At 60.8% G+C, this 24,508-nt stretch carries 20 protein-coding genes; 6 read left to right on the top strand and 14 right to left on the bottom strand.

The window, feature by feature from the left end; translation table 11 throughout:
• Positions 1-145: 145 nt before the first annotated feature.
• From BTIS_RS05400 to dtd, 3 genes are all read left to right on the top strand, one after another.
• Positions 146-1,237, top strand: coding sequence for a type I restriction enzyme HsdR N-terminal domain-containing protein (locus tag BTIS_RS05400; protein WP_094663401.1), 1,092 nt, complete (start codon positions 146-148; stop codon positions 1,235-1,237).
• 379 nt (positions 1,238-1,616) lie between these two features.
• Positions 1,617-2,999 (top strand): sugar porter family MFS transporter, encoded by a 1,383-nt coding sequence (locus BTIS_RS05395; RefSeq protein ID WP_094663399.1) that lies wholly within the window; start codon positions 1,617-1,619, stop codon positions 2,997-2,999.
• A gap of 219 nt (positions 3,000-3,218) precedes the next feature.
• Positions 3,219-3,692 (top strand): D-aminoacyl-tRNA deacylase, encoded by a 474-nt coding sequence (gene dtd, locus BTIS_RS05390; RefSeq protein ID WP_094663397.1) that lies wholly within the window; start codon positions 3,219-3,221, stop codon positions 3,690-3,692.
• Positions 3,693-3,769: 77 nt separating this feature from the next.
• Here the strand turns inward: dtd and BTIS_RS05385 are convergent, their stop codons facing one another.
• The 12 genes from BTIS_RS05385 to mraZ form a co-directional block, all read right to left on the bottom strand.
• On the bottom strand, positions 3,770-4,870 hold the full coding sequence (locus tag BTIS_RS05385) for a cell division protein FtsQ/DivIB (protein ID WP_094663395.1): 1,101 nt from the start codon (positions 4,868-4,870) through the stop codon (positions 3,770-3,772).
• Positions 4,871-4,887: 17 nt separating this feature from the next.
• Positions 4,888-6,462, bottom strand: coding sequence for a UDP-N-acetylmuramate--L-alanine ligase (gene murC, locus BTIS_RS05380; protein WP_094663393.1), 1,575 nt, complete (start codon positions 6,460-6,462; stop codon positions 4,888-4,890).
• A gap of 122 nt (positions 6,463-6,584) precedes the next feature.
• The gene (locus BTIS_RS05375; protein WP_094663734.1) at positions 6,585-7,760 is read right to left on the bottom strand and encodes a UDP-N-acetylglucosamine--N-acetylmuramyl-(pentapeptide) pyrophosphoryl-undecaprenol N-acetylglucosamine transferase; all 1,176 of its coding nucleotides are present in this window, start codon (positions 7,758-7,760) and stop codon (positions 6,585-6,587) included.
• Between the two features lie 82 nt (positions 7,761-7,842).
• Positions 7,843-9,309 (bottom strand): FtsW/RodA/SpoVE family cell cycle protein, encoded by a 1,467-nt coding sequence (locus tag BTIS_RS05370; protein ID WP_245819321.1) that lies wholly within the window; start codon positions 9,307-9,309, stop codon positions 7,843-7,845.
• A complete protein-coding gene (murD, locus tag BTIS_RS05365) occupies positions 9,299-10,696 on the bottom strand; it encodes a UDP-N-acetylmuramoyl-L-alanine--D-glutamate ligase (protein ID WP_245819339.1) in 1,398 nt (465 codons plus the stop codon). The genes BTIS_RS05370 and murD overlap by 11 nt, the downstream gene beginning before the upstream one ends.
• Before the next feature lie 205 nt (positions 10,697-10,901).
• Complete coding sequence (gene mraY / locus BTIS_RS05360) at positions 10,902-12,002, bottom strand: phospho-N-acetylmuramoyl-pentapeptide-transferase (RefSeq protein ID WP_094663389.1); 1,101 nt, start codon at positions 12,000-12,002, stop codon at positions 10,902-10,904.
• Positions 11,999-13,525: a UDP-N-acetylmuramoyl-tripeptide--D-alanyl-D-alanine ligase gene (locus BTIS_RS05355; RefSeq protein WP_094663387.1), complete on the bottom strand. Its 1,527-nt coding sequence runs from the start codon at positions 13,523-13,525 to the stop codon at positions 11,999-12,001. The genes mraY and BTIS_RS05355 overlap by 4 nt, the downstream gene beginning before the upstream one ends.
• A 99-nt stretch (positions 13,526-13,624) precedes the next feature.
• Positions 13,625-14,512, bottom strand: coding sequence for a hypothetical protein (locus BTIS_RS05350; RefSeq protein ID WP_094663385.1), 888 nt, complete (start codon positions 14,510-14,512; stop codon positions 13,625-13,627).
• 83 nt (positions 14,513-14,595) lie between these two features.
• Positions 14,596-16,395, bottom strand: coding sequence for a peptidoglycan D,D-transpeptidase FtsI family protein (locus BTIS_RS05345; protein ID WP_245819319.1), 1,800 nt, complete (start codon positions 16,393-16,395; stop codon positions 14,596-14,598).
• Complete coding sequence (gene ftsL, locus BTIS_RS05340; RefSeq protein ID WP_094663383.1) at positions 16,392-16,844, bottom strand: cell division protein FtsL; 453 nt, start codon at positions 16,842-16,844, stop codon at positions 16,392-16,394. Before ftsL ends, BTIS_RS05345 begins: the two co-directional genes overlap by 4 nt.
• Positions 16,841-17,926, bottom strand: a complete 1,086-nt coding sequence (gene rsmH, locus BTIS_RS05335; RefSeq protein ID WP_094663381.1) for a 16S rRNA (cytosine(1402)-N(4))-methyltransferase RsmH — start codon at positions 17,924-17,926, stop codon at positions 16,841-16,843. The genes ftsL and rsmH overlap by 4 nt, the downstream gene beginning before the upstream one ends.
• Positions 17,927-17,931: 5 nt before the next feature.
• Entirely contained in the window at positions 17,932-18,423 is a 492-nt protein-coding gene (mraZ, locus tag BTIS_RS05330) for a division/cell wall cluster transcriptional repressor MraZ (RefSeq protein WP_094663379.1), read from the bottom strand.
• 207 nt (positions 18,424-18,630) lie between these two features.
• Between mraZ and BTIS_RS05325 the strand changes: the two genes are divergently transcribed.
• Together BTIS_RS05325 and serA are read left to right on the top strand one after the other, a co-directional pair.
• Positions 18,631-20,910, top strand: coding sequence for a HelD family protein (locus tag BTIS_RS05325; RefSeq protein ID WP_094663377.1), 2,280 nt, complete (start codon positions 18,631-18,633; stop codon positions 20,908-20,910).
• Positions 20,911-20,919: 9 nt separating this feature from the next.
• Positions 20,920-22,116 carry a phosphoglycerate dehydrogenase gene (serA, locus tag BTIS_RS05320; RefSeq protein WP_094663375.1) on the top strand — a complete coding sequence of 399 codons (1,197 nt, stop codon included), beginning with the start codon at positions 20,920-20,922 and terminating at the stop codon, positions 22,114-22,116.
• A 170-nt stretch (positions 22,117-22,286) separates the two neighbouring features.
• Here serA and nrdR read toward each other — a convergent pair whose 3' ends face one another.
• Entirely contained in the window at positions 22,287-22,760 is a 474-nt protein-coding gene (gene nrdR / locus BTIS_RS05315; protein ID WP_094663373.1) for a transcriptional regulator NrdR, read from the bottom strand.
• Positions 22,761-22,887: 127 nt separating this feature from the next.
• Complete coding sequence (locus BTIS_RS05310; protein WP_245819317.1) at positions 22,888-23,304, bottom strand: LysM peptidoglycan-binding domain-containing protein; 417 nt, start codon at positions 23,302-23,304, stop codon at positions 22,888-22,890.
• A gap of 145 nt (positions 23,305-23,449) precedes the next feature.
• On the opposite strand from BTIS_RS05310, the gene lexA reads away from it, so the two are divergent.
• Complete coding sequence (gene lexA / locus BTIS_RS05305) at positions 23,450-24,181, top strand: transcriptional repressor LexA (RefSeq protein WP_375137731.1); 732 nt, start codon at positions 23,450-23,452, stop codon at positions 24,179-24,181.
• The last annotated feature ends 327 nt before the right edge of the window (positions 24,182-24,508 follow it).

The following is a 24,508-nucleotide window of genomic DNA, read 5'->3' as shown; positions in this document are numbered from 1 at the left end:
TATTGGCACGCATGTTCGATGTCATGGTTACTGGTCTACCACGCAAACCATCGTTTCGCATTCGAACAAAGCGGATTTAAGCCGATCGGAGATTATCGCGACGTAGAATCGAACCAATACCGATCCACAGAAACAAAAGGGAACCATGGAATTCAACGAAGCCATCAATCAGGTAGCCGCGAAGGTGAAGGAGCTGAAGGACAGCCTCGAAACCGAGGAGGCAACCAAGACGGCGTTCATCATGCCGTTCATCGGACAGGTGCTCGGCTATGACGTATTCAACCCCCGCGAGGTCGTCCCCGAGTTCACCGCCGACGTCGGCGTGAAGAAGGGCGAAAAGGTTGACTACGCGCTCGTCCTCGACGATCAGGTGCAGATCCTCATCGAATGCAAGAAGATCGGAGCACCGCTCACTCTGGAGAACGCAAGCCAGCTGTACCGGTACTTCGCCACGACGCGAGCCCGGATCGGCGTGCTGACCAATGGCCAGGTGTGGAACTTCTACATGGACATCGACGAACCGAACCGCATGGATTCCAAGCCGTTCCTCGTGCTCGACCTGCTCGACATCGACGAGACGGTACTGCCCGAGCTCAACAAGCTGACCAAACCGGCGTTCGACATCGATTCCATTGCCAGCAGCGCCGAGGAGCTGAAGTACGTCGGCGCACTGAAGCGCGCGGTAAGCGACGAATTCAAGACCCCGTCGGATGATTTCGTCAAACTGCTCGCCGGACACGTCTACGATGGCGCCTTCCGCCAGCAGGTCATGGAGAAGTTCAGGCCGCTGGTCGACAAGGCCCTGAAACGCTATCTCAATGACCAGGTGAACGACCGTCTGAAGACCGCGCTCGGCGCCGAGGACTTGAAGATCGACGCCGGCACGCAGATAACCGAGACGCCGTCCGCAGAGGATGAACCCGCGGCCCAGGAGGAGCCCGACGACGGTATCGTGACGACGGAGGAGGAGATTGCGGCATACCGGATTGTGCAGGCGATCGCGTGCAGCGAGGTCGATCCGGAGAGGGTCACGATGCGCGATGCGAAGTCCTACTGCGCCATTCTGCTGGACGACAACAACCGCAAGCCCGTGGTGCGCTTGTTCTTTAACACTCGGCAGAAGTATCTTGGGCTTTTCGACGAGAGCAGGAACTGCGAACGTGTTCCGATCGAATCGCCGGCCGGGATCTATGGGTACGCCGATCAGATCCGCGAAGAGGTTCGACGTCTCCTCTAGTACGTCGTTTAGTACGTCGTCGCGAACACCTATCCCCGAGAGCTGTTGGAATCATTGCGCTCCGGGGAATGGTTTTCAATTCCCGGCGACTCCACAAGCAAAGCCATCCAGACACACCATCTGGATGGCTTTTTTGTTGCAATTTTTTTTTGTTGCAATTTCAGCGGTTTAAAACCATGCGGAATCATCCGGTTTGCCAAATGTTCATTTTGCGTCTATGCTCCAAATCAGTTGTTTTGATCAGCAGGGTTGCTACTTGGTAAAACGAGGCAAGACCTGAGGCACGGCGTAAAGCCGTGTCTCAGGTCTTTTTTTGTTTTCCGGTCGGTTCGCCGGATCGGAACAGCGGAAGTGGAAGGACCGAGACAAAGGAGATTCGATGCGATTCCCACTTAATAACACGTTCATCTTCATATTCGGAGCGCTGGGAGGCATGCTGTTCGGATTCGATACCGGCATCATCTCCGGTGCCTCGCCACTGATCGAATCCGAGTTCTCGCTGAATGCGGCGCAGACCGGATTCATTACCTCGTCGGTGCTGATCGGATCGATGATCGGCGCACTCACCATCGGCGGTCTGTCCGATAAGTACGGCCGCAAGAAGCTGCTCATCGTCTCCGCGATTCTGTTCCTGCTGGGTTCCGGCCTGTCGGCCACGGCGACCGGCTTCGTGTGGATGGTGCTCGCCCGTATTCTGCTGGGTCTGGCCGTAGGTGCCGCATCCGCTCTTACGCCGGCCTACCTGGCCGAGCTCGCCCCCAAGGAACACCGCGGATCCCTGTCCACGCTGTTCCAGCTCATGGTCACGTTCGGCATTCTGCTGGCCTATGTGTCGAACCTCAGCTTCCTCAACCACAACCTGCTCGGCTTCAGCGACTGGCGTTGGATGCTCGGTTCCGCACTTATTCCGTCCGCATTGCTGCTGATCGGCGGCATCCTGTTGCCTGAGTCCCCCCGTTATCTAGTCAAGCAGGGCGATATGCGCAACGCCTTCAAGGTATTGCAGCTGATCCGTAAAGACATGGACGCCACCGAAGTCACCGCCGAACTGGATGAGATCAAGCGCGTCGCCGGTGCCGAAGGCGCACAGCAGCAGAAGCAGGGCAGTGTCAAGGAGCTGTTCACCACCGCCCGTCCGGCCATCATCGCCGCCATCGGCATCATGCTGTTCCAGCAGCTGGTGGGCATCAACTCGGTGATCTACTTCCTGCCCCAGGTGTTCATCAAGGGCTTCGGCTTCCCGGCTGATCAGGCGATCTGGGTGTCGGTGGGCATCGGCGTGGTCAACTTCGTCTCCACCATCGTCGCAACGATCTTCATGGATCGTTTCAACCGCAAGACCGTGCTGTTCTTCGGATCCATCGTCATGGCCGTGTCGCTGGTCGCGCTCGCCCTGCTCAACTTCCTCGGCGATGTCAGCCATGCCGCCATCCCGACCATGGTGCTGATCGCCATCTACATCCTCGGTTTCGCCGTATCGTGGGGCCCGCTGGCTTGGGTGATGATCGGCGAGATCTTCCCGCTGTCCGTGCGTGGCATCGGCACCTCGATCGGCTCAGCCGCGAACTGGATCGGTAATTTCATTGTCTCCCAGTTCTTCCTGATGCTTCTTGCCGCGTTCCACAACAACGTGGGCGGCCCGTTCGCCATCTTCGCCGCGTTCGCCGTGCTGTCCATCCCGTTCGTCGCGAAGTGCCTCCCCGAGACCAAGGGCAAGTCGCTTGAGGAGATCGAGGCCGAGCTCGTGTCTCGTTCCAAGTAAGGTCCAGATAGGGTCTGCGGAATCAGACCACAATCGTAACGACGACGGCAGTATCGTCAGCATTGCAACGATAGTCGTCAATAAGCAAGGGCCGGTGAACACGCCGATCAGCGTCCACCGGCCCTTGGCATATCATCCGGACGACCGTCGTGTCGGACAACCGAACCGGCCCCACGTCCTCCGAATGCATGTCGCATGGCACGGCATACACTGACTGGCATGCGTATCGTAGTGCAGAAAGTAAGTCGGGCCGCGGTGGATGTCATTCCCGAGTCCGATGACGAGGAGCCCTTCATTCCACAGTCGATCGATCGGGGATTCATGCTGTTGGTCGGCGTCGCCGACACAGACGGCCCCGATCAGGTGGCATGGCTGGCCCGCAAGATCGCTCATCTTCGCGTATTCGAGGACGACAACGGCAAGATGAACAAGTCGATTCTCGATGTTGGAGGCTCCGTATTATCCATCTCGCAATTCACGTTGTTCGCCGATGTGCGCCGCGGCAACCGTCCCGGATTCACCGGGGCTGGAGAGCCTCATCACGCCGAACAGGTCTGGCATGATTTCAACCGTGAACTCGCCTCCTACGGACTGACCGTCAAGGAAGGCCGTTTCGGCGCGCATATGCAGGTGAGTCTGACCAATGACGGGCCGGTGACGATCAACTACGACACCGATGAGCTCATGCACTGAACAGGCTCAGCAGTCTCTCCAGCCGCTGGCCGCAGTCGCCTGTACACCGCTGCGGCCGCCCCTCGACCAGTCCACTCCTATTTGATGGTGGCCTTGTCTGGCGCCGCCACATTGATGGTCTTTGCCCCCTCAAGCTGATCGGGTTTCGACAACAGCGTGTCCACCACGGCCTTCTTCAGTTTCATCTGCGACGAGTTGCCCCAGATGATCGTGTAGCCGTCGTCGAGCGTGGTGGTGATTGAGTCCTGCGTCTTGGCCTCCACCTTGGTGATCTTCTGACGCATGGGCTCATCCAAGGAGCCGAGCACCTGCAACGCCTGCTTGACGGCCTTGTTGTCCAGACTCTTCTTGGCATCCTTCACCTCGATCACGGGGATGCCCTTCACCGAGGCGTTCACCGCGTTGAGCACACGCCCCTCCCTGTCGACCGCCGTGTAGTCCGATTCGGAAACCTGCAGCACTGCCGCGGGGATCTCGGCCTTCACCGTAACGTCAAGGCCATGCGGATACCGTTTCACCGCCTTGGCCGAGGTCACTCCCGGTAGATCGCTGATCTTCTCCTCCATGCCGTCGGTGTCGACCAGCAGCAGGGACTTGCCCTGCTGGGCATAGGCGATATCGGCCACTTCGCTGGCCGACACCCACGTGTTCGTGCCGCCGACCGTGATCTGGTCGGTATGCAGTCTCAGCAACGGGGAGAACAGCAGCCCCCAGATAAGCGCCACCACTGCGGCGATCACGGCCACCACGATGGCGATGCGTACGGCCATCTCCCGACGGTGTGCCTGCCGGCGTTCCTTGAGACGTTCGGGAAAATTCACCACCTTGGGACGGGCGAACAGGCCCGGGCCGCCGAAATCCGGGCTGTCAAGTCGCTCGGACACCGATTTGCGTGGTTTCATGGTACGCGCGTCGACGAAATCACCGTCCTTGCTGCGGACTCCCGCACCAGAACCGGCACCATACGACCGGTTTACCGAAGTAGAGGAACGGGAGGCAGCGGATGCCACCGAACGGGACGATCGAGCACCCTTATCCCCCGCCCCGGAACGGGCCACGCCGCTTGCCTCGCGAGGCGCACGCTTCGCGACGGACCCGTGAGCACCCGCACGGTCCGAGGTCTGCTTCCCGTTTCCTCTCTGGGACGAATCCGACGAGGAGACGACACGTCCGGCCATGATCACCCGACCTTGGTTCAGCGGATACCCGCGGAACGAGCCTCAAGCACGCTCAGCAGCACTTCGGCCATATTGGTGATGTCGCCGGCACCGACGGTGAAGATCACATCGCCGGGATGGGAACGCATGGCGAGCATCTTGGCGGCCTGGCACATGTCCGGAACGGCCTGAATCCACGACTCGGGATCATGCTCGATGCCTTCGGCGGCGTCAACGACCGTCTGCGGCCCGATCTGCGGATAATCGGCCTGCTTCTCACGCGCGGGGAAGATTCCCGTGACGATCACATCGTCGGCCTTGGCCAACGCATGGGCGAAGTCGGACGCGAAGAACATGGTGCGGGAGAACAGATGCGGCTGGAACAGCACACGTACCGTGGACTCCGGGAAACGACGACGGGCCGCGTCGAGCATGGCCGCGATCTCGGTGGGATGGTGCGCGTAATCGTCCACAATGGTCACGCCGGCGCGTTCACCACGGATCTCGAATCGGCGCGCGGCTCCACGGAAGGTGCCTGCGGCACGCGCGGCGTCATGCGGGTCCATGCCCAGCAGCGTGGCCGCGGTGATGGCGGCGGAGGCATTACGGGCGTTGTGAATGCCCGGGATGCGCAGTCCGACGGTGATGTCCACGGCATCGGCGTCGGTTCCTCCAAGACCAGCTGGCATATGCAGAACGAAGGATTCCACGGCATCGGAGGTGTCGTCCGCGGAGGCCTCGGCCTCATGGTCGATATGCGCGAACGACGCTCCGTTGATGTCGCCGATCTCGTCGACGGTATGCGTTGAATAGGCGACGGCCTTCGCCGCGGACTCCGGGCTCATCGCACGCAGGACGGCAAGCGCACCCTCGTCATCCGCACACAGCACCACATGGCCCGTGGCGTGGTGGGAATGGTCGACGAACGCCTGACGATAGTTGTCCGCAGTGCCATAGTGGTCGAGGTGTTCCGCCTCCACGTTGGTGATCACTGCGATTTCGGGATGGTATTTGGCGAAGCTGCCGTCGGATTCGTCGGCTTCGGCCACCAGAACACCGCCCTTGCCGGCATGGCCACCGTCGATCGTGCCGTTGGGTCCCTGAATGGAGCCGCCGATGGCGTAGCTGGGGTCGGCCAGTTCGCCGGTACCCGCGTTGACGAGAATATGGGCGATCATCGCACTGGTGGTGGTCTTGCCGTGCGCTCCCGCCACGGTCACCGCACGCGAATCTCGCATAAGCAGGGCGAGGATGTCACTGCGATGCATGAGTCGCGCGCCCTGTTCCACGGCGGCCACGATCTCCGGATTGTCCGGTTTGATGGCACTCGACCAGACCACGGTGTCCACGCCCTGCACGTTTTCCGCCTTCTGGCCGATCATCACCGTGAGTCCAAGGGTGCGCAGACGTTCGGCCTTGGGGCCGAGTTCGCGGTCCGATCCCTGCACGTCAACGCCCCGCTCATGCAGGATCTCCGCCAGCACGCTCATGCCGGCGCCACCAATGCCGATGAAATGGGTTCGACCGAGATCCTGCACGCGCAGCGAGTCGGCGTGCGGCGGCCGGCTGGTGGGTTCAAGCACGATGGTGTTGTCGGAAGCGTGATCAGTCACGAAAGATTCTCCTTATGACGCGGAAGCAAACTCATTCCATTATCGACGAGGACGGGATATTGCCCAGTCGGGTTCGGGGCGATATCCGCGTCTCTCATCGCATCGTTCATTGTTGTTCATTGTTATCGTTTGTCGACGAAATCGAGCACGCGTTCGGCCATGGTGTGGGCGGCGTCGCGGATGCCGTAGGTCCACGCGGACTTGGCCAGATCGCTGAGCCTGTCGCCATCAGCGAGCAGTGCGGGAACGTGTCCGGATACCCATTCGCTGGTGAAGTCGGCATCGAGCACCAGGAAGCCGCCGCCCGCCTCCACCACCGGTTCGGCGTTGTAGCGCTGCTCGCCGTTGCCGATGGGCAGCGGCACGTATACGGCGGGAAGTCCCAGAGCCGCGATTTCAGCCACGGTGCCGGCACCGGAACGGCAGATGACAAGATCGGCGCAGGCGAAGGCCTGATCGATGCGTTCGAGGTATTCGGCGGCGTGGTAGTCCCCCCGACCGGCGCTGTCCGGTCCGATGCCGCAGAGTACGTCCGCTCCGGCGGAGGCTTCGACGAGCTTGCGTACCTGGCTGATCTTGCCCTTGCCGGTCAGGTGAATGACCTGGGTGACGTCCAGCAGCTCCCGGGCGGTGTTCGACACGGCGATGTTGAGGCTTTGCGCGCCCAGGGAGCCTCCGGTGACCAGCACGATGGGCCGTGTCGGGTCGAGACCGAGTGCCGTCGCTCCGGCGACGCGGGCCGCGGCACGATCCTGTTCCATGGCTTCGGCGACCTGTGCGATGGCGGGACGCAGCGGCAGGCCCACACGTTCGATGACCGCTCCGGGGAGTGCCGTCAGACCGGTGTTGTCGTAGACGGTGCCGATGAAATCGGCCCAACGGCTGCCGAGCTTGTTCGCCATGCCGGCTCGAGCGTTCTGCTCGTGAATCACCACGGGAATACCCATCTTGTGGGCTGTATAGTATGCGGGAGCAGACGCGTAGCCACCTACGCCGACAAGCACGTCGGCGTGCCGTTCGGTGAGGATGCGCCGGACACGGCCGGTCTCGCGAATCCATCGCATCGGGAACTTGAAGGCGTCTGCATTGATCGAACGCGGGAACGGCACCTTCTCGATGGTGTCCATCTCGAAACCGGCGGCGGGAACGAGCCGCTTCTCCAGACCGACCTCGGTGCCGATGACGCTGATTGATGCATCCGGACGGATTCTGCGGATTTCGGATGCGATGCTCAGCAGCGGATTGACATGACCTGCGGTGCCGCCACCGGCGAGCACGATGCTTACTCGATCAGACATGGTTACGAGCATAGCGCCCGCGGCGGTCAACATCGGATGTCCGAGTCGGACGCCGAATCACGTCGGCAGATGACAGAACGGATCATATGTGCGATACCGCGGCCTTGATCTCGGTCTGTGATCGAGCCATGCTGACCACTGTTCCCGCAGCGGCCAGACACATGATCATCGCCGTGCCACCCGACGATATGAACGGCATCGGCAGACCCATGACCGGCAGCAGTCCCACAACGACGGCGATGTTGACCAGCGCCTGTCCCACCAGCCATACGGTGAACGCCATGATCACCATACGGGCATAGGCGTCCTGATGACGCACCGCGATATTGATCATGCACCAGCCCATGATCACGAATCCAAGGATTACCGCACATGCGCCGAGGAATCCGAGTTCCTCACCGATCACGGCGAAGATGAAATCATTGTGTGCGGCGGGCAGGTAGTTCCACTTTTCGCGCGAGTTGCCCAATCCCACGCCGGTCAGCCCGCCCGAGGCCAACGCATAGGTGCCATGAATCGACTGATAGCACACACCGGTCAGGTCCGCGGTCGAGCATTCACCGTATGTCGCCATGATACGACTCATACGGTTTGAGCTTCCGGTGACGAACGCGAGCACGATGCCAGCCGCACCTATCCCGCCAAGCAGCACGAACATGCGCAGCGGGAATCCTCCCACCAGCAGCACCACCGCGCCGATGAGCACCACGATCATGCCGGTGCCAAGATCACGGCCGACAAGCACCGCAAGGAAGGCAAGCGTGAATCCAAAGATCGGGGCCCAGTACTGGCGTGGAACGAAGCGCTCCACGATCCGTCCGATCTTCCTCATCCATGGCGGCGAATTGAACGACAGCAACGGCTTGCGTTTGACCGTTCGTTTAGCCGTTGCCCGTGACGCGAGCAGAGACGCCGGCATCCAAATGATCAGCACCCATTTGAGGATCTCAGCGGGCTGGAAACGAACCACGCCGAGATCGACCCATCCGATGTTGCCGCCGGCTTCGGATCCGATGCCGGGGATCATGGTGGCCAGCTGGCCCACTATGCCAAGGATTATGGCGATCTTCGACAGTTTGCGGAACACTTTCACCGGAATCTTGGAAAGGATGAAACCGATCACACATCCCAGAACGGCGAATGCCGTCTGCGAAAGCAACTCGGACCAGGTCGGCATGCTTTTGGCAAGCATATCGACGGCGGAACTGGAAAACACCATGAGCAACCCGAACAGGGTGAGTCCTGTTACGGAGATGATGAACCCGTAGTAGCACCACACAGGATTGAGCAGACAGCGGATGCCGCTGTAGTCGACTGGTTTCGTCGAACTGCCGTCGATGCTGCCCTTGGACACCGGAGAACCGTTGGTGACCAAGGCCACGGCCTTGTCGAGACCCTTGAGATCCGAGTCGTCGGAATCGTCGGGGCCGAGGCGGACAGGGTCGCGGCCCAGCGAGGATCGGGATCGGACGGTCACCGCCTTCTTCCCGGAGGAAGCACCTCCCGATCGGGAGGTGCGGACGGGCTTTCCGGTCGGCTTATTCGCCATGCGCAGCCACCCACTGCCGCGCGGCCTTGGCGAAACGATCGCCGCGATCGGCATACGACTTGAACTGGTCCATGGACGCACAGGCAGGGGCCATCAGCACCACGCTACCGGCCTTGGCATAGGATCCAGCGGCTTCGACGGCACGATCCATCACCGTGTCGCGGGGTTCGGGATCGATCACGGTCAGCGGGATCTCGGGGGCCTTGGCCGCGAACGCTTCCAGCATGGGCTTCTGATCCACGCCGATGATCACGGCGGCGCTCATCGTATGCGCCTGATCGGTCACCAGATCCTCGAAACGGGAACCCTTGGCCAACCCTCCGGCGATCCAGACGACGGAACCGGGGGCGAAGCTGGACAGCGAGGCGTGAGCGGCGTGCGCATTGGTCGCCTTGGAATCGTCGACGAATCGGATGCTGCCACCGGGCACCTTGGCTTCGGCGACCTTGGCGATGCGATGGCCACCGGGAGCGAACTGCTTGAGCGCGCCGATGGCTGTCGCCGCGGGCACACCCATGCCCAGGGACAGCGCCAACGCGCACAGGGCGTCGGCCAGCAGATGCGGATAGACAGTACCATCCGGCTCGCACAGGTGCGTGAAGTCAAGCACCCGGGCCATGCGTTCGGCCGCGTCCTCGTCACGCAGACCACTGCGGTCCACGATCCAGCCGTCCTCGACGCCGATCTGTCCCTCGGCGGGCGCCCCCAGCGTGAAGCCGACCCTGCGGCATCCCTCGGCGGGATGGGCGGCCTCGGCCAACGCCGTCACCCGGGCGTCGTCGGCATTGTAGACGAGTGCGCGCTTGACGCCCCGGTACACCTTCGCCTTGTCGGCGGCGTAGTTCTCGAATCCGCCATGCCAGTCGAGATGATCGTCGGCAAGATTGGTGATCGCCGCGCAATCGAGTTCAAGGGAATCGGTGTAGTGCATTTGGAACGAGCTGAGTTCCACCACGAGCGCATCGTTGGCTGGATCCACCGAAGCTGAAGAGACCGGCGTACCGATGTTGCCCACGGCAGGGGCCTTGAGACGGGCGGCACGCAACACCTCGGAGGTCATTTCCGTGGTCGACGTCTTGCCGTTGGTACCAGTGATACCCACCCATGACGCCGGCTTGCCGGTGGAGGTGGAGGGTACGCGCAAACGCCAGGCGAGTTCGACCTCACTCATCGTGTCGATGCCGCGCCTGGCCGCCTCGGCAAGGAATGGTGTGGACGGCGCGAATACCGGCGAGGTGACGATGGCATCCAGTGCATCGAAGTCGATATCCTCGAACTTATGCAGATCGGCGTCTGGCTTGCGCTCATCGTATGCGAGCACCGTGGCTCCCGCATCTCTGAGTCGTTCGCACGCGCTCACGCCGGATACACCCAGTCCGGCCACCATCACGGTCTTGCCCTGAAAATCCTCTACCTTGGTCAACGGACCCCTCCTTTTAGGATTATTCATACCATCGTCAGGCTAGTAGCCCACCAATACAGAACGCGATACGAAACGGCATCGCACCGTCGGACGGTGGGCCGGGAAAAAGAAAAACGAGGAAAACGACGGGCCGCACCTTCCGTGATGCGGCCCGCAGCGATCGGCAGGATCAGAACAGTCCGGAGCCGACCAGCCAGTTGGAGTAGAACAGCACCAGACCGACAAGCACGAACAGCATCTCGATCATCCAGAAGCGCACCACAACGGTGTTCTCCTGCCATCCGCACAATTCGAAGTGGTGATGGATGGGGGCCATCTTGAACACGCGCTTGTGGGTCATCTTGAAATATCCCACCTGAATCACATCGGAGCAGGTCTCCATCACGAACAGACCGCCGAGCACCACGGCGAGCACCTCGGTATGCGTGGTGATCGACAACGCGGCGAACAGACCGCCCAATGCCAGCGAACCCGTGTCTCCCATGAAGATCTTGGCCGGATTGGTGTTGTACCACAGGAAGCCGAAGCAGGCGGCCACCGCACACGCGGCCAGAATGGCCAGATCCTGCGGATCGGACACGGAGTAGGCGAAGCCGGAATGCCCGGCGCCCTTGAGATGGTAGCTCTCCCAGTAGGCGATCAGCGCGTAGCCGATGAACGCGACCATGGAGCTGCCGGATGCCAGACCATCAAGGCCGTCGGTGAGATTGAACGCGTTCGTCCACGCCGTCATCAGGAAGTTCACCCAGATCACGAACAGCACGATGGCGACCACACGCCCGGCGAACTCGAACGAGATGATTCGATGCTCGATGAACGAAATGCCGGCCTGCGCGCTCGGGAAGCCGTTCTTGGTGGGCATCATCAACGCAAGAATGGCGAACATGGTGGCGAACACAAACTGCCCGAAGAACTTGCCGCCCACCGACAGTCCCTCGTTCTGCTTCTTGCGCACCTTGGCGAAATCGTCAATGAAGCCCAGCAGACCCATGGAAAGCATGGCGAACAGGACCAGCAACGCCGTCCAACTCGGCACGTCATGGTACGCGATGTACCGGTACAGCGCCGAAGCCGCCCAACCCAACACGATGGCGAGATTGATGACCACGCCGCCCAGCGTGGGCGTGCCACGTTTGACGAGATGGGACTGCGGACCGTCCTGACGGATGTACTGGCCGTAATGCAGTTTGTGCACCAGCTTGATGAGCATCGGCGTGCCCACCAGCGTAACGATGAGGGACACCCCCAGACCGATAAGGAGCGAAATCACAGTGCTTCTCCATTCTTCGTGGTTTCGTGGCCATCGGCGTTGCGCTTGGATGGCAGATCATCGTTGCGCTCCCAACGCGTGGCGAGCGCGCTCAGTCCCGAGGCATGCGAGCCCTTGAGCAGCACCACGGCATGGGGATGCCTGGCGGCGAGATCGATCACGGTGCGATCCGCGTCGTCCACATTGTGCACCAGCTCCGCGAACGGGGCGTTGTCGGCGGACTTCACGCCGTCGATGATGTCGGCTGCGAGCGAGTCGAGATTCCGGTCATGGTCGCTGCCCACGGCGATCACGGCGTCGATGCCGAGTTCGGCGGCGTACGCGCCGATGCCCCGGTGCAGGCCGGCCTCGTCTCCGCCCAGCTCAAGCATGGATCCGAGCACGGCCACACGGTACGGCCTGTCACCGGCATCGGCACTGTCGCCCGTCCAGCCATGCAGACCATCAAGCCCGGCCTTCATCGAATCGGGGTTCGCGTTGAAGGAGTCGTCGATCACGGTGAAGTCCGCTCCACCACGGCTGAGCGTGGACACAGCCATACGGTGAGGGCTGATGGTGGACTGTCGCGCCAACACGCCGGCGATATCCGTGGCGGACATGCCCAGATGCCAGGCGACCGTGGCCGCCGCCAGCGCGTTCATCACATTGTGACGTCCCGGGATGGCCAGATTCACCTCGATCGGATCCTGACCGGGCAGGGCAAGCGTGAACGTGGCTCGGTCAAGACCATTCATGCGCACATCCGAGGCCTTCGACTCGGCGCCGTCACCCATGCCGAACCACAGTACCCGATCGTCCACGATCCTGGCCATCGGTGTCACGTGGTCGTCATCGGCGTTGAGTACCGCCAGACCATTGGCATCCAGCGCACGCACGATTTCGCTCTTCGCCTTCTGAATGTTCTCCACGGAGCCGAATTCGCCCAGATGGGCGACGCCCACCTTGAGCACCACCGCGATGTCCGGTCGGACCAGAGACGTCAGGTAGGCGATCTCCCCCAGATGGTTCGCGCCCATCTCCGACACCAGATACCGGGTATGCTCATCCACCTGCAGCGCGGTGATCGGCATGCCGATGTCGTTGTTGAACGATCCCACGGGTGCCACGGTCGGTGCCTGCGACGACAGCAAGGCCTTGAGCAGATCCTTGGTGGTGGTCTTGCCCACCGACCCGGTGATGCCGATCACGGTGAACGGCGTGCCAGCGGCACGGCGACGCTCGATGCTGGCCTTGGCGAGCAGGCCCAATGCCTTGACAGTGTCATCGACGATGATCTGCGGCACATCGGCGTCGGCGATCTCATGGTCCACCAAAGCCGCTGCCGCGCCCGTCTGTCCCGCCTTGGCCACGAAGTCATGACCGTCCACATGTTCGCCGGCAATGGCCACGAACAGGGCTCCCTTACCGGCCTGACGGGAGTCGGTCACCACCGAGCCGATCGGATTCCCGGCCTGATCGGCATCCCGCACACGCAGTCTGCCGTCTACCGTCAGCGCCGCTTCCTCAACTGTCATGACCATCATGGGTTGTTTACCTCTTCCGTGGTTCCTGTCTCTTGTGTTCTACGAACCGTTCTTGCGAACGCATCCGTATTGTTCCGCGTACGGGAATGTTCCGACGCGTCAGCTCATTTCCTTCGACACACGCAGGGCACTCTTAATGTTGCCCTTGCGCACGCCGGCCTTCATCACCATGGCGATGGCCAGCGACAGTCTTCCGCTCGAAGCCGGGTCGAGCTGTCCATCGTAATGGTGGGCCATGTCGTCGCTTTCCACGGTTCGATGTGCGATATGGGTTCTTTCACGCAGCTTTGCACCGTACCGTTCCAGCGTCTCCTTCAGCGATGGACGGATCGCGTCCTCGTCACCGATTCCCGGTTCGTCAAGCGCACACACATCGGTGATCACGGACTCCAGCGCACCGGGGCTGAGTGTGCGGTCGTCCGCGCCGATCACCACCGCGGACGCGCCGTCCTCCACGAACACCGCCAGGATGCGCTGCACATCGATTGCGCTTAACGGATACTCCTCCACCAGATGACGTTCCAGCGACACCGAATGACGGTATCCGATCTGACCGACGGGATTGCCAAGCACATGCAGCAGCTCGGCAAGATCCGCTCCCTGTTCCACGGCGTCGTCGCCAGCGACCAGGAACACCGCCACGGAGTTCGAGGGATGGCCTGCCATATCGGAGGCGAGACGTCCCATCTCCTCGGCGCTCAGGTCGCCGTACAGCACGGGGATGCTGCCCTCCAGGCCATCATCCTGCACGGACGTCGGCAGAAGGACCGCATACGCCCCCTGTTCCTCGGCCTGTGCCACGGCATCGGCGTTGAGATCCTGCGGTCCCGGAATGAACAACGCACCCGGCATCACCGACTTCAGATCGTCGGCGATGGAGGTGACGGTGACCTTGCCCGCGAATTTCGCATTGGTGGTCAAACCATATCGCTCGCGAAGATCGGCGATGGTGAGATGTTCCGTGCTTGCTTCACTTAGTGCGCTCATCTGTTACCCCTTGGCGTCGGTTGTCTCCGGCCGAAATACCGTCGGCCTGCAATTGCGAGTCCTGCTTGTCGACCACGGCCGGATCACCATTCAGTAGGAATAGCATCGGTCCGCTCGGGCGAGGCCGGGACCTCGTACTTCTGCATAAGGAATTCACCAATCGTACCCACCACAGGACCTGCCGTAGTGCCACCGTAGGTGCCTTCCGGGTCCTTGAGTGCGACGGTGATCACATACTGCGGGTCATTGGCCGGGATGGCGGCGATGAAGTCGCCGATGATGCTGTTGAGCGCACCGGAGGAATCGGCCACCTGCGCGGTACCGGACTTGCCCGCCAGACGATAGCCCTGGACGTTGATGACGGACTTGTACTGCTCGGCCATGGACTCCATCATGTTCATCAGTTCGGATGCCACGTTCTCGTCGACCACGCGTTGCGACTTGCTGGTCGCGGGCGTGGTGTCATTGCCCTGGGCGTCGGTGGACGATTCGATGATCGACTGCCCGTTGCGCACACCCTTGTTGGCGATCGTGGCCACCACGTTGGTCATCTGCAACGCCGACGCGGAATAGCCCTGACCGAACAGCACGGTGTTTCGAGTGCGCTTGTCCCAGTCCTTGTACGAGGAGACGATCTGGCCGTTGGATTCGCCGGGGAAGTTCAGTCCCGTGCTCTGTCCGATGCCGAACTTGGTGATGTACTCGTATCGCTTGTCGAGGCCGTAGTTCGTCGACGCCATGACGGTGCCCACGTTGGACGACTCCTTGAGGATGCCGGCAAGCGTGAGGTTCTGCACGCCGTGTTCATGCGAATCGTGATAGGTCTGTCCGTCGAGCTGGATCTGGTAGGGCACCTGGAACTGATCGGTGGGCTTGTGGATGCCCTCCTGCAGCAGTCCCGCCGCTGTGATGAGCTTGCCCGTGGAACCCGGTTCGAACACCGCGGTCACGGCCTTCGACGCGTTCATCTTCGCCTCGTCGGTGCCGGCCACGTAGTCATCGGTGTCGGCGATCGCGCGGATCTTGCCGGTTTTCACCTCCTGCACCACGGCGATGCCCCATTCGGCATTGGTCTTCGCCTGAGCATCCTTCAACGCCTTCTTGACGTACCATTGCACGTCCCAATCGATGGTGAGCTTGACGGTGCCGCCATCGACCGGGTCAACGGACTCGGTCACCGTGCCGGGGATCTGCTGACCCCGGGCTCCGCGCTGATAGCTGGTGGAGCCGTCCTTGCCGACCAATGACTTGTTGGCCATCTTCTCGATGCCGGCGACACCGGTCCCTGTGCTATCGACACCGCCGAGAATGGTGCCAAGCAGCCCGCCATCGTCGGAATACTGCCGATCGGATGTCAGCTCGGCGCCGATGACGCCGGTCAGGTGCAGATTCTGAATGGCCCTCATCACCTCGGGAACCACGTTCTTCTTCAATACCACGTAGCGGTTCGTGCCCACGAGCTTGCCACCGAGTTCCATGGTGTTCATATCGAGCACCGGTGCCAGCAGCTTAGCCACGGCGGCAGGACCCGTGGCGTTCACGTTCTTGCCATCGATCGAATGGCAGGTGCTCTCGTTCGTGCCGTTGCAGTCCACGGGGGTGAAGTCGGCTGCGGCCACCTGATCGGCGTAAATGGTATACCGTTCCACGCTTTGGGCCAGGACCACGTTGTTCGTGTCGACGATCGTGCCACGCTGCGCCTTAACGGTCTTGGTAACCGTACGGCTGGCCGTGGCGGCCTGGGCTACCGATCCAGCAGCGAACAACTGCATGTATGACAGCTTCACCACGCACATCGAGGCTATGAACGCGAGAATGATGCCAACGGCCAGGGATCGTCTGCGGAAGATGTCGCCACGCGTACGACGGACTTTGCGGCTCACTTGGATCCCTTCCCGTCACTGGATGCGGCGTGGTCGCTCAGGTCGATGGTCAGCGCATCGGAGCCGGGAACCATACCCAGCTTCTGCGCCTTAGACGGCAGGGACGCCTCAAGGCCATCAAGTTCGGTCTGCTTCTCCTGAATGTCCTGGGTAAGTCGGCCGATGGACTGCTGAGTGTCGGTGATGGCGAACGAGTCCTCGATCATCTGCGTACGTAGCACCAATGATCCGATAAGACTCGCGCCGAGGAACACCAACGCCACCACGAAATGGAACAACCTCATACGGTGGGGACGCACACCGCCCATAAGCCCACGCATGCGATTGGAGAACGTTGTGGTTTTCGACGAGGTGGTCACTTGAAGCCGGTCCCGGGTGGATGTGGTCGGACGGGTGCTGCGCTCCTGCGCCTTGGAACGGGAACGCGCAACCCTTGGAGATGCGCTCATCTTCGGCCCCTCCTTGCCTTTCCAAAGCCCTTGCCGGCTCCGTTTCGCATGCGGCCCTGCGACTTCGACGGCTCCCTATAGCTGAAGCGGTGCTCGCCCGACGCGAAACTAGACGCCCATCGTTCCGGAAGCTCACGGGTGAGCTCCACTCCCCTCAGACGTACGGAGGCCGACCTCGGATTATTCGCGATCTCCTGCTCGTCGGCCTTGATCGCGCCATGGGTCAGGTCCCTGAAGAACGGCTGCGCATCATCCGGAATCACCGGCATGCCGGTCGGCACGTCGATCTTCAGACCGTTGGACATGAACCGTTTGACGGTCTTATCCTCGAGCGAATGATACGATTCGACGACCAGTCGACCGCCGACGGCGAGATGCAATGCGGCCTGCGGCAAGGTCGACGCCAGCTTGTCCAGCTCGCCATTCACCTCGATGCGCAATGCTTGGAACACCCGCTTGGCCGGATTGCCCGCAGGCCTGTGGGCCTTGGGCACCACCCGATCAACCAGTGCGTTCAACTGTGCCGAGGTGCGTAACGGTTCGCGTTCACGGTCGGTCACGATGGCCTTCGCGATCGGGCCGGCGAAGCGCTCCTCGCCATATTCGCGGAAGATCCACCGCAGATGATCCATGGTGTATTCGGCCAGCACGCGTTCGGCGGTCATCCCCTGCGTGGCGTCCATGCGCATATCCAATGGCGCATCGTGCGAATAGGAGAACCCGCGTTCGGTTTCGTCGATCTGCAGACTCGACAATCCCAGATCCATGAACACGGCGTGCACGCGATCGATCCCCTGATCGGCCAGCACGTCGGCGAACGCATCGAAGGCGGCGTGAACCGGCGTGAACCGATCCGACAGGCCCTCGTCCTGCATACGACGAGTGGCGAGGGCGAGCGCCTCCTCATCCCGGTCAATACCGATGAGTCTGGCGTTCGGGGCGGCTTTGAGAAACGCCGTGGAATGGCCCGCAAGTCCAAGCGTGCAGTCGACGATGACCGATCCAGGCGCTGTTGCGGCCTCGGTCACCAGACGCACGCAGTCGTCCAGCAGCACCGGTTGGTGAATCGCTGTGATATCCATGTGTGTTAGAACTCCATTGCCGGTAGTACGTCATCGGCTATGTCCGCATAGCCCTGTTCCTGCTCGGTCAGGTATGTCTCCCAAGCGTCCCTGTTCCATATCTCCGCACGAGTGCCGACGCCGATGACGACGACATCGGTTCCCAGACCCGCATAGTCGCGCAACATGGGCGGGATCACCACTCTGCCCTGTTTGTCGGGTTCCTGATCGACGGCCCCCGACAGGAACACGCGCAGGTAGTCACGTGCCGCCTTGTTGCCCAGCGATGTGCGCTGGATCTGCGCGGCAACCCTTCGAAATTCGCTGTAGGGCAGCAGATAGATGCAGCGTTCCTGTCCCCTCGCCATGACCAATCCGCGGCCAAGCTGGCTACGAAGCTTTGCGGGGAGGGCGAGCCTTCCCTTGGCGTCGATCTTCGGGGTATAGGTGCCCAGCAGCAGGGGCGGAAGCTCTGGAGGAGCCTCTGCCGGCGCGGCCGCTGGTTCGCTGTCGACCATCGCGCGCACCTCCTTGCCCCGTTTGCCATGAGTCGCGACCAACAGTTCACCACTTTACCCCACTTATCCCCAATCTTCCCCACTATAGGTTTTTCCGCCCCAATAACGCCACAAATGCATGCATCCGAGGAAATCCATCGGGTTTTAGAGGCCTGCGAGTATAGTGAAATGCCGAACTTTCCGGCCCCGCCAAGGAGCGATCTTTTCATGTCCAACTATTCCTCGCAGCTGCGCGACGAGCAGCAGACGGTCGATCGTGTCTACGGACGCCTTGATGAGATGCGCAAGCAGACCAAGGACAGTCTCGACAAGGTCAGGGCTACGGGAGCGCACGGCTCCCCCACCCAGCGGGCCGAACGCGATTCCTTCGCCACCATGTACGAGAATCGTCTCACCCAGTTGCGCTCGGTGGAGGATCGTCTGGTGTTCGGCAGGCTTGACGAGGAGAATGGCGTTCGTCATTACATCGGACGCATCGGCCTGTCGGACGCTGATTACAATCCCATCCTCATCGACTGGCGAGCCGAGGCCGCCCGCCCGTTCTACGAGGCGACACCGGCCCATCGGGGCGATATCGTGATGCGTCGTCATATCACGCTGCGATTCCGAGAGGTCGTAGGCATCGAGGACGAGGTGCTCGACGTGCACTCGGAACAGGTGAGCGAGGCGTCCGCCTCCGGCACGCTGACCGGCGAAGGTGCTCTGCTGGCTTCGCTCAGCTCCCGTCGCACCGGCAAGATGACCGACATCGTGGCCACCATTCAGGCGGAACAGGATCGCATCATCCGCACGCCGTTGAACCGTGCGGTGGTCGTGCAGGGCGGGCCCGGCACCGGCAAGACGGCAGTGGCGCTGCATAGGGCGGCCTATCTGCTGTATACGCATCGCAACAAGCTGCAGCGTTCCGGCGTGCTGGTGGTCGGCCCCAGCGCGTCGTTCCTGCACTACATCGATCAGGTGCTCCCGTCGCTGGGCGAGACCGGCGTGGTCTCCCGGACCATCGCCAATCTGATCCCGGGTATTCAGGCCACAGGCGTCGAATCACCACGGGCGGCGGCGCTCAAGGGGGATCGTCGTATGGCCGCCGTCATCGCCAATGCCGTCTCGGCGCGTATCCGCGTTCCGAAGGATCTGCCGGTCGTCCGTGTCAATGGCATCAAAGTGCCAATGCGATCCACGGATATCATTGCGGCGCAGAACGACGCCAAGCGTACCCGACAGCCGCATAACAAGGCCCGCGAAACCTTCGTCGAGTCGATGCTGCACTCCATGGTGACCCGCTACGCGGAGCTGTTGGACTATGATCCCGACCGTTCCGAACTGGCGTCCGCTCATTCCATGCTGCGTATGGACGATCAGGTACGCAGGACCCTCAATCTGGCATGGTTGCCCATGACCGCACAGTGGCTGCTTGAGGATATGTGGGCCAAGCCGAACAAACTGCGCCGATACGCTCCTTGGCTGCGCGATGACGATCTGCACGAGTTGTTCCGTCCCAAGGGATCGCCGCTGACGCCGTCCGACATCCCACTGCTCGACGAGGCGCTCGAACTGCTCGGCGATGACCCTCGTGAGTACGACGCCCGTGCACGAAAGGACGCGCAGCGTCTGCAGGATGAGCAGTTCGCCAAAGACACGCTTGCACAGGCCGGCATCGGTTCGGGCATCGTCACGTCGGACATGCTGCTCGATCAGATCAACGGGCTGGATGACAGCACCGCCGCGCAGAAGGCCGCCGGACAGCGCGAATGGACCTACGGGCATATCGTGGTGGACGAGGCACAGGAGCTCACCCCCATGGATTGGCGTATGCTGATGCGCCGTTGTCCATCGCGTTCGTTCACCATCGTGGGCGACGTGGCGCAGACGTCGGCATTGGCCGGCTCCCGTTCCTGGCAGCGCACGCTTGACAAGCTGTTCGGTCAGGATGGCTGGGATCTCAATGAGCTGACCATCGACTACCGCAATCCTCAGGAGGTCTCCGATCTGGCCTCCCGATTCGCCGAGCAGGAGGGACTGTATATCTCCACCGTCAAGGCGGTTCGTAAGATCAAGGACTCCGTGGAACGCATCGTGGTCCAGGATGACGATGACATGCTGAACACGGCTGCCGACTACGCGGCTGATCTGGCCACCCGGTTCGTGTCCGCCGATGGCACCGGACGCATCGCCGTGATCGCAGACCCCGAAATTATCACGGCTCTGGGCGAACGCGTGTGGTCGTCTGTCAGCCAGCGTCTGGGTGAGGATCGCGCCCAGATTCTGCGTCGTCAGAAGGTATGGGACTCGCAGGTGAGCCTGTGTACGCCGCAGGATGTCAAGGGACTCGAGTTCGACGCCGTCGTGGTGGTACAGCCCGGTCTGATCGAGGACAATGCGCCGGCCCGTCAGGTCGCCGCCTCCGATCTGTACGTGGCGATGACCCGTCCGACTCAGAAATTGGTCATCGTGCGGACGCAGGATGACGCGGACCACCTGCCGATGTAGGGTAGCTGTATGCCTAAAGCCTTATTACTCGAGAACATTCATCCGTTCGCTTCCGAGAATCTTCGACAGCACGGCTTCGAAGTGGTGACCACGAAAGGTGCCATGGATGAGGACGAACTCATCGCAGCGCTTGATGGTGTGGATCTTCTCGGTGTTCGCTCCAAGACGAGCGTCACCGAGAAGGTGCTTGCCGCCAGGCCGAATCTGACCGCCGTAGGATGCTTCTCCATCGGTACCAACCAGGTGGATCTGAAGTATGCGGGCAAGCACGGTATCGCCGTGTTCAATGCTCCCTATTCAAACACCCGCTCCGTGGTTGAGCTGGTCATCTCGGACATCATCTCGCTGATGCGCCGCCTGCCCGCCCACTCGCATCATGTGCGTGGCGGCGTGTGGGACAAGTCCGCTGCCGGTTCCCACGAGGTTCGCGGCAAGACGCTGGGCATCATCGGCTATGGCAACATCGGCTCGCAGGTGTCCGTCCTCGCCGAGGCTCTGGGCATGCATGTGGTGTTCTACGACATCGAGGAGAAGCTGGCGCTGGGCAATGCCGAGCGTATGGAGACCCTCGATGAGCTGCTGGAGCAGTCCGACGCGGTGACGTTGCATGTTGATGGCCGCAAGTCGAACACCAATTTCTTCGGTGAGGCTCAGTTCGCCCGCATGAAGCCGGGTGCGGTATTCATCAACCTGTCCCGTGGATTCGTCGCCGATCTGGATGCGCTGAAGAGCCATATGGACTCCGGTCATATCGCCGGTGCCGCAGTGGATGTGTTCCCGGTGGAGCCGAAGAAGTCGGGCGATGCGTTCTCCACCCCGCTGAGCGAGGAGGACAACGTAATCCTCACCCCGCATATCGGCGGATCCACGCTGGAGGCGCAGGAGGCCATCGGCCACTTCGTGTCGCATAAGCTGCTTGACTACTGGAGCAATGGCGTCACTTCGCTGTCGGTCAATATGCCGACGTTGAACATGAATCCCTGTCAGGGTGCTGTGCGTATCGCCCACCTGCACGACAACCTGCCCGGCGTACTGGCCAATGTGAATCATGTACTCGGTGCGGAGAACATCAACATCACCGCACAGGCGTTGGCCACCGAGGACGAGCTCGGTTACGTAGTCACCGATGTGTCCAGCCGCCCGAGCGACGAGTCGCTGGAGAAGCTCCGGAATCTGCAGGGCACGATTCGCGTACGCGTGCTGTAGATTCGCGTATTTCGTTCCTTGCGAGACAACCAACATGAAGGGTGTCCCCCTCTGCCCGGGGACACCCTTCATGTATATCTACACGTATCGCGATAACGGAACTTTCACGAACTATAGGCTTCACGGTGAAGCTCATTCCATATCAGCCAACCGATCTGTCGGTTCCTCATTCAGTCGTGGGACTCGTTCCCTTCCTTCGATTCCTGATCGCGCAGTTCCTTGATTGCTCGTTCGAAATCTTCGAGATTGTTGAATTCCTGATACACGCTTGCAAAACGCATGTAAGCGACTTCATCCAGATCACGCAACGGGCCGAGTATCGCCCGGCCGACTTCATCGGAAGGCACCTGAGCAAGTCCGCGGGCGCGAAGATCCTCTTCGACTCTCTGGCCCAGCTGCTTGAGATCCTCTTCCTTGATGGGCCGCCCCTGGCACGCCTTGCGCACTCCGGTGATCACCTTGTCACGGTTGAACGGTTCAACGTTCCCCGATCGTTTGATCACCATCAATGTGGCTGTTTCCACTGTGGTAAAGCGACGCGAACATTTCGGGCATTCGCGTCGACGTCGAATGGAGTAGCCATCCTCCCCCACACGGGTATCGACGACCTTGGTATCCGGGTTCTTACAGAAAGGACAATGCATACCATCAAGAGTAAACGTTGGGGCGCACCACCCGCGTGTCTTGCACAAACCATCGACGAAATCGAACTGCGTGTCCTCATTACGGACGGCTACCGCCGCTATGGACGCCTCATCGTTGCAGGACATGTCATCGCACCGGAACCACAATGCGCTGCCCCACCCGCAGCGACGACGTATCAAGATGATTGATCCGTTTCAGTTCATCCACCGTCTCGCTTACATCCCCACCTCTCGGCGTGATCCGCTCGGCGTAGGACCACAAGGTATCTCCCGGAGCCACGGTATAGCTGGTGACTTCCATGGGTTCGGCGTTGGAGTCCGCATTGCTCGGCCCGTTCAGCGCCAAAACCATCAGGCAGCATATGACAATGGCCAGCACGCCAACCACCACGCGTGCCCAGGAAGCCATGATCGATCGAACATCACCAGCGGTCGATCGAACATTCGTCGCAACCGAAGACATTATCGCCTTCTGCGACATCCGACGTCTCAAAGCCTTGGAATTCGGGCCCTTTGCCTCCAATGTGAAATGCATATCCGTCATGACACACCTTTCTCGAACACACGTTCTATCGAACGTTAGTTGCAATTGTGCCACATGTGTACGACCGATGCAAGCGGACATAGAACATCTGTTTTGCATTTCGAACATTTCGATGTACAGTTGAACCAACTGAAAGGAGTCCGACGTGCGTACCATACCCTTTTCGCCGGAAGATGGCGGTCCCGTATTCGGCGGGGAGGATCTCACCGACAGGCAACGACGTGTGCTGGAGGCGATTCGCGAGCATATTCTTCAGAAGGGTTTCGCCCCTTCGTTTCGTGAAATCGGCGAAAGCGTTGGACTGAAGAGCCCTTCGTCAGTGAAGCACCAGCTTCACGCCCTTGAGTCAAAAGGCTATATTCGCATCAATGCGAACAAGGGTCGTGCCATCGAGCTGCTGGCTGATTGGGATGGCGATACGATCGAACGAACTCCGAACGGATCAGCAATCGTTCGTTTCCCGAGTCAGGAGGCCATTGAGGAGCGGGAGGAATCCCTTGCCCAGTCCCGCGATGTGCCGCTGGTGGGACGTATAGCGGCCGGCGTGCCCATTACCGCCGAACAGCATGTTGAAGATGTGATGCGTCTGCCGAAGCGCTTGACTGGAGATGGCAATCTGTTCATGCTGGAGGTCCATGGCGATTCCATGGTGGATGCCGCCATCTGCGATGGGGATTTCGTAGTGGTGCGTTCACAGCATACGGCAGAGAACGGTGATATCGTTGCCGCCCTGCTTGATGGAGAGGCCACGGTGAAGACGTTCCGCAAGGACAAGGGCCACATCTGGCTGATTCCGCATAATCCTGCATACACGCCCATTGACGGCACCAACGCCACGGTCATGGGTAAGGTGGTTACAGTCCTCCGCAAGATCTAACACCTTGCGAGGCCATACCACACATAACAATCCGCCCCACGCGAGTGCCACCCAACGCAGGAATCGAAAAAAACGTACAAACGTTACATTCTCTGCAACGAAGATGACACCCCGTGGGACCTCAACCACAAAACCGCCCCACGAGTGTGTCATCAAGACGCAGAGAACGCATACAAAGGTACGTCAGATCCTCCGCAACACAGACGACACTCCATAGGGACGGATCACATAAAAAACCGCCCCACGAGTGTGTCATCAAGACGCAGAGAACGCAGGCGTACAAAGGTACGTCAAGTTCTCTGCAACGAAGATGACACTCCGTGGGGC

It is taken from the genome of Bifidobacterium tissieri (assembly GCF_002259645.1).
Lineage (GTDB): Bacteria > Actinomycetota > Actinomycetes > Actinomycetales > Bifidobacteriaceae > Galliscardovia > Galliscardovia tissieri.
Note: the sequence above shows the minus strand (reverse complement) of the source record. Positions and strands in the feature narration are given on the sequence as shown.

Coding starts and splice junctions, on each gene's coding strand:
- BTIS_RS05400 (WP_094663401.1), top strand. CDS start 146: ATGGAATTCAACGAAGCCATCAATCAGGTAGCCGCGAAGGTGAAGGAG.
- BTIS_RS05395 (WP_094663399.1), top strand. CDS start 1,617: ATGCGATTCCCACTTAATAACACGTTCATCTTCATATTCGGAGCGCTG.
- dtd (WP_094663397.1), top strand. CDS start 3,219: ATGCGTATCGTAGTGCAGAAAGTAAGTCGGGCCGCGGTGGATGTCATT.
- BTIS_RS05385 (WP_094663395.1), bottom strand. CDS start 4,870: ATGGCCGGACGTGTCGTCTCCTCGTCGGATTCGTCCCAGAGAGGAAAC.
- BTIS_RS05375 (WP_094663734.1), bottom strand. CDS start 7,760: ATGTCTGATCGAGTAAGCATCGTGCTCGCCGGTGGCGGCACCGCAGGT.
- BTIS_RS05370 (WP_245819321.1), bottom strand. CDS start 9,309: ATGGCGAATAAGCCGACCGGAAAGCCCGTCCGCACCTCCCGATCGGGA.
- murD (WP_245819339.1), bottom strand. CDS start 10,696: ATGGTGGCCGGACTGGGTGTATCCGGCGTGAGCGCGTGCGAACGACTC.
- BTIS_RS05355 (WP_094663387.1), bottom strand. CDS start 13,525: ATGATGGTCATGACAGTTGAGGAAGCGGCGCTGACGGTAGACGGCAGA.
- BTIS_RS05350 (WP_094663385.1), bottom strand. CDS start 14,512: ATGAGCGCACTAAGTGAAGCAAGCACGGAACATCTCACCATCGCCGAT.
- ftsL (WP_094663383.1), bottom strand. CDS start 16,844: ATGAGCGCATCTCCAAGGGTTGCGCGTTCCCGTTCCAAGGCGCAGGAG.
- rsmH (WP_094663381.1), bottom strand. CDS start 17,926: ATGGATATCACAGCGATTCACCAACCGGTGCTGCTGGACGACTGCGTG.
- mraZ (WP_094663379.1), bottom strand. CDS start 18,423: ATGGTCGACAGCGAACCAGCGGCCGCGCCGGCAGAGGCTCCTCCAGAG.
- BTIS_RS05325 (WP_094663377.1), top strand. CDS start 18,631: ATGTCCAACTATTCCTCGCAGCTGCGCGACGAGCAGCAGACGGTCGAT.
- serA (WP_094663375.1), top strand. CDS start 20,920: ATGCCTAAAGCCTTATTACTCGAGAACATTCATCCGTTCGCTTCCGAG.
- nrdR (WP_094663373.1), bottom strand. CDS start 22,760: ATGCATTGTCCTTTCTGTAAGAACCCGGATACCAAGGTCGTCGATACC.
- BTIS_RS05310 (WP_245819317.1), bottom strand. CDS start 23,304: ATGACGGATATGCATTTCACATTGGAGGCAAAGGGCCCGAATTCCAAG.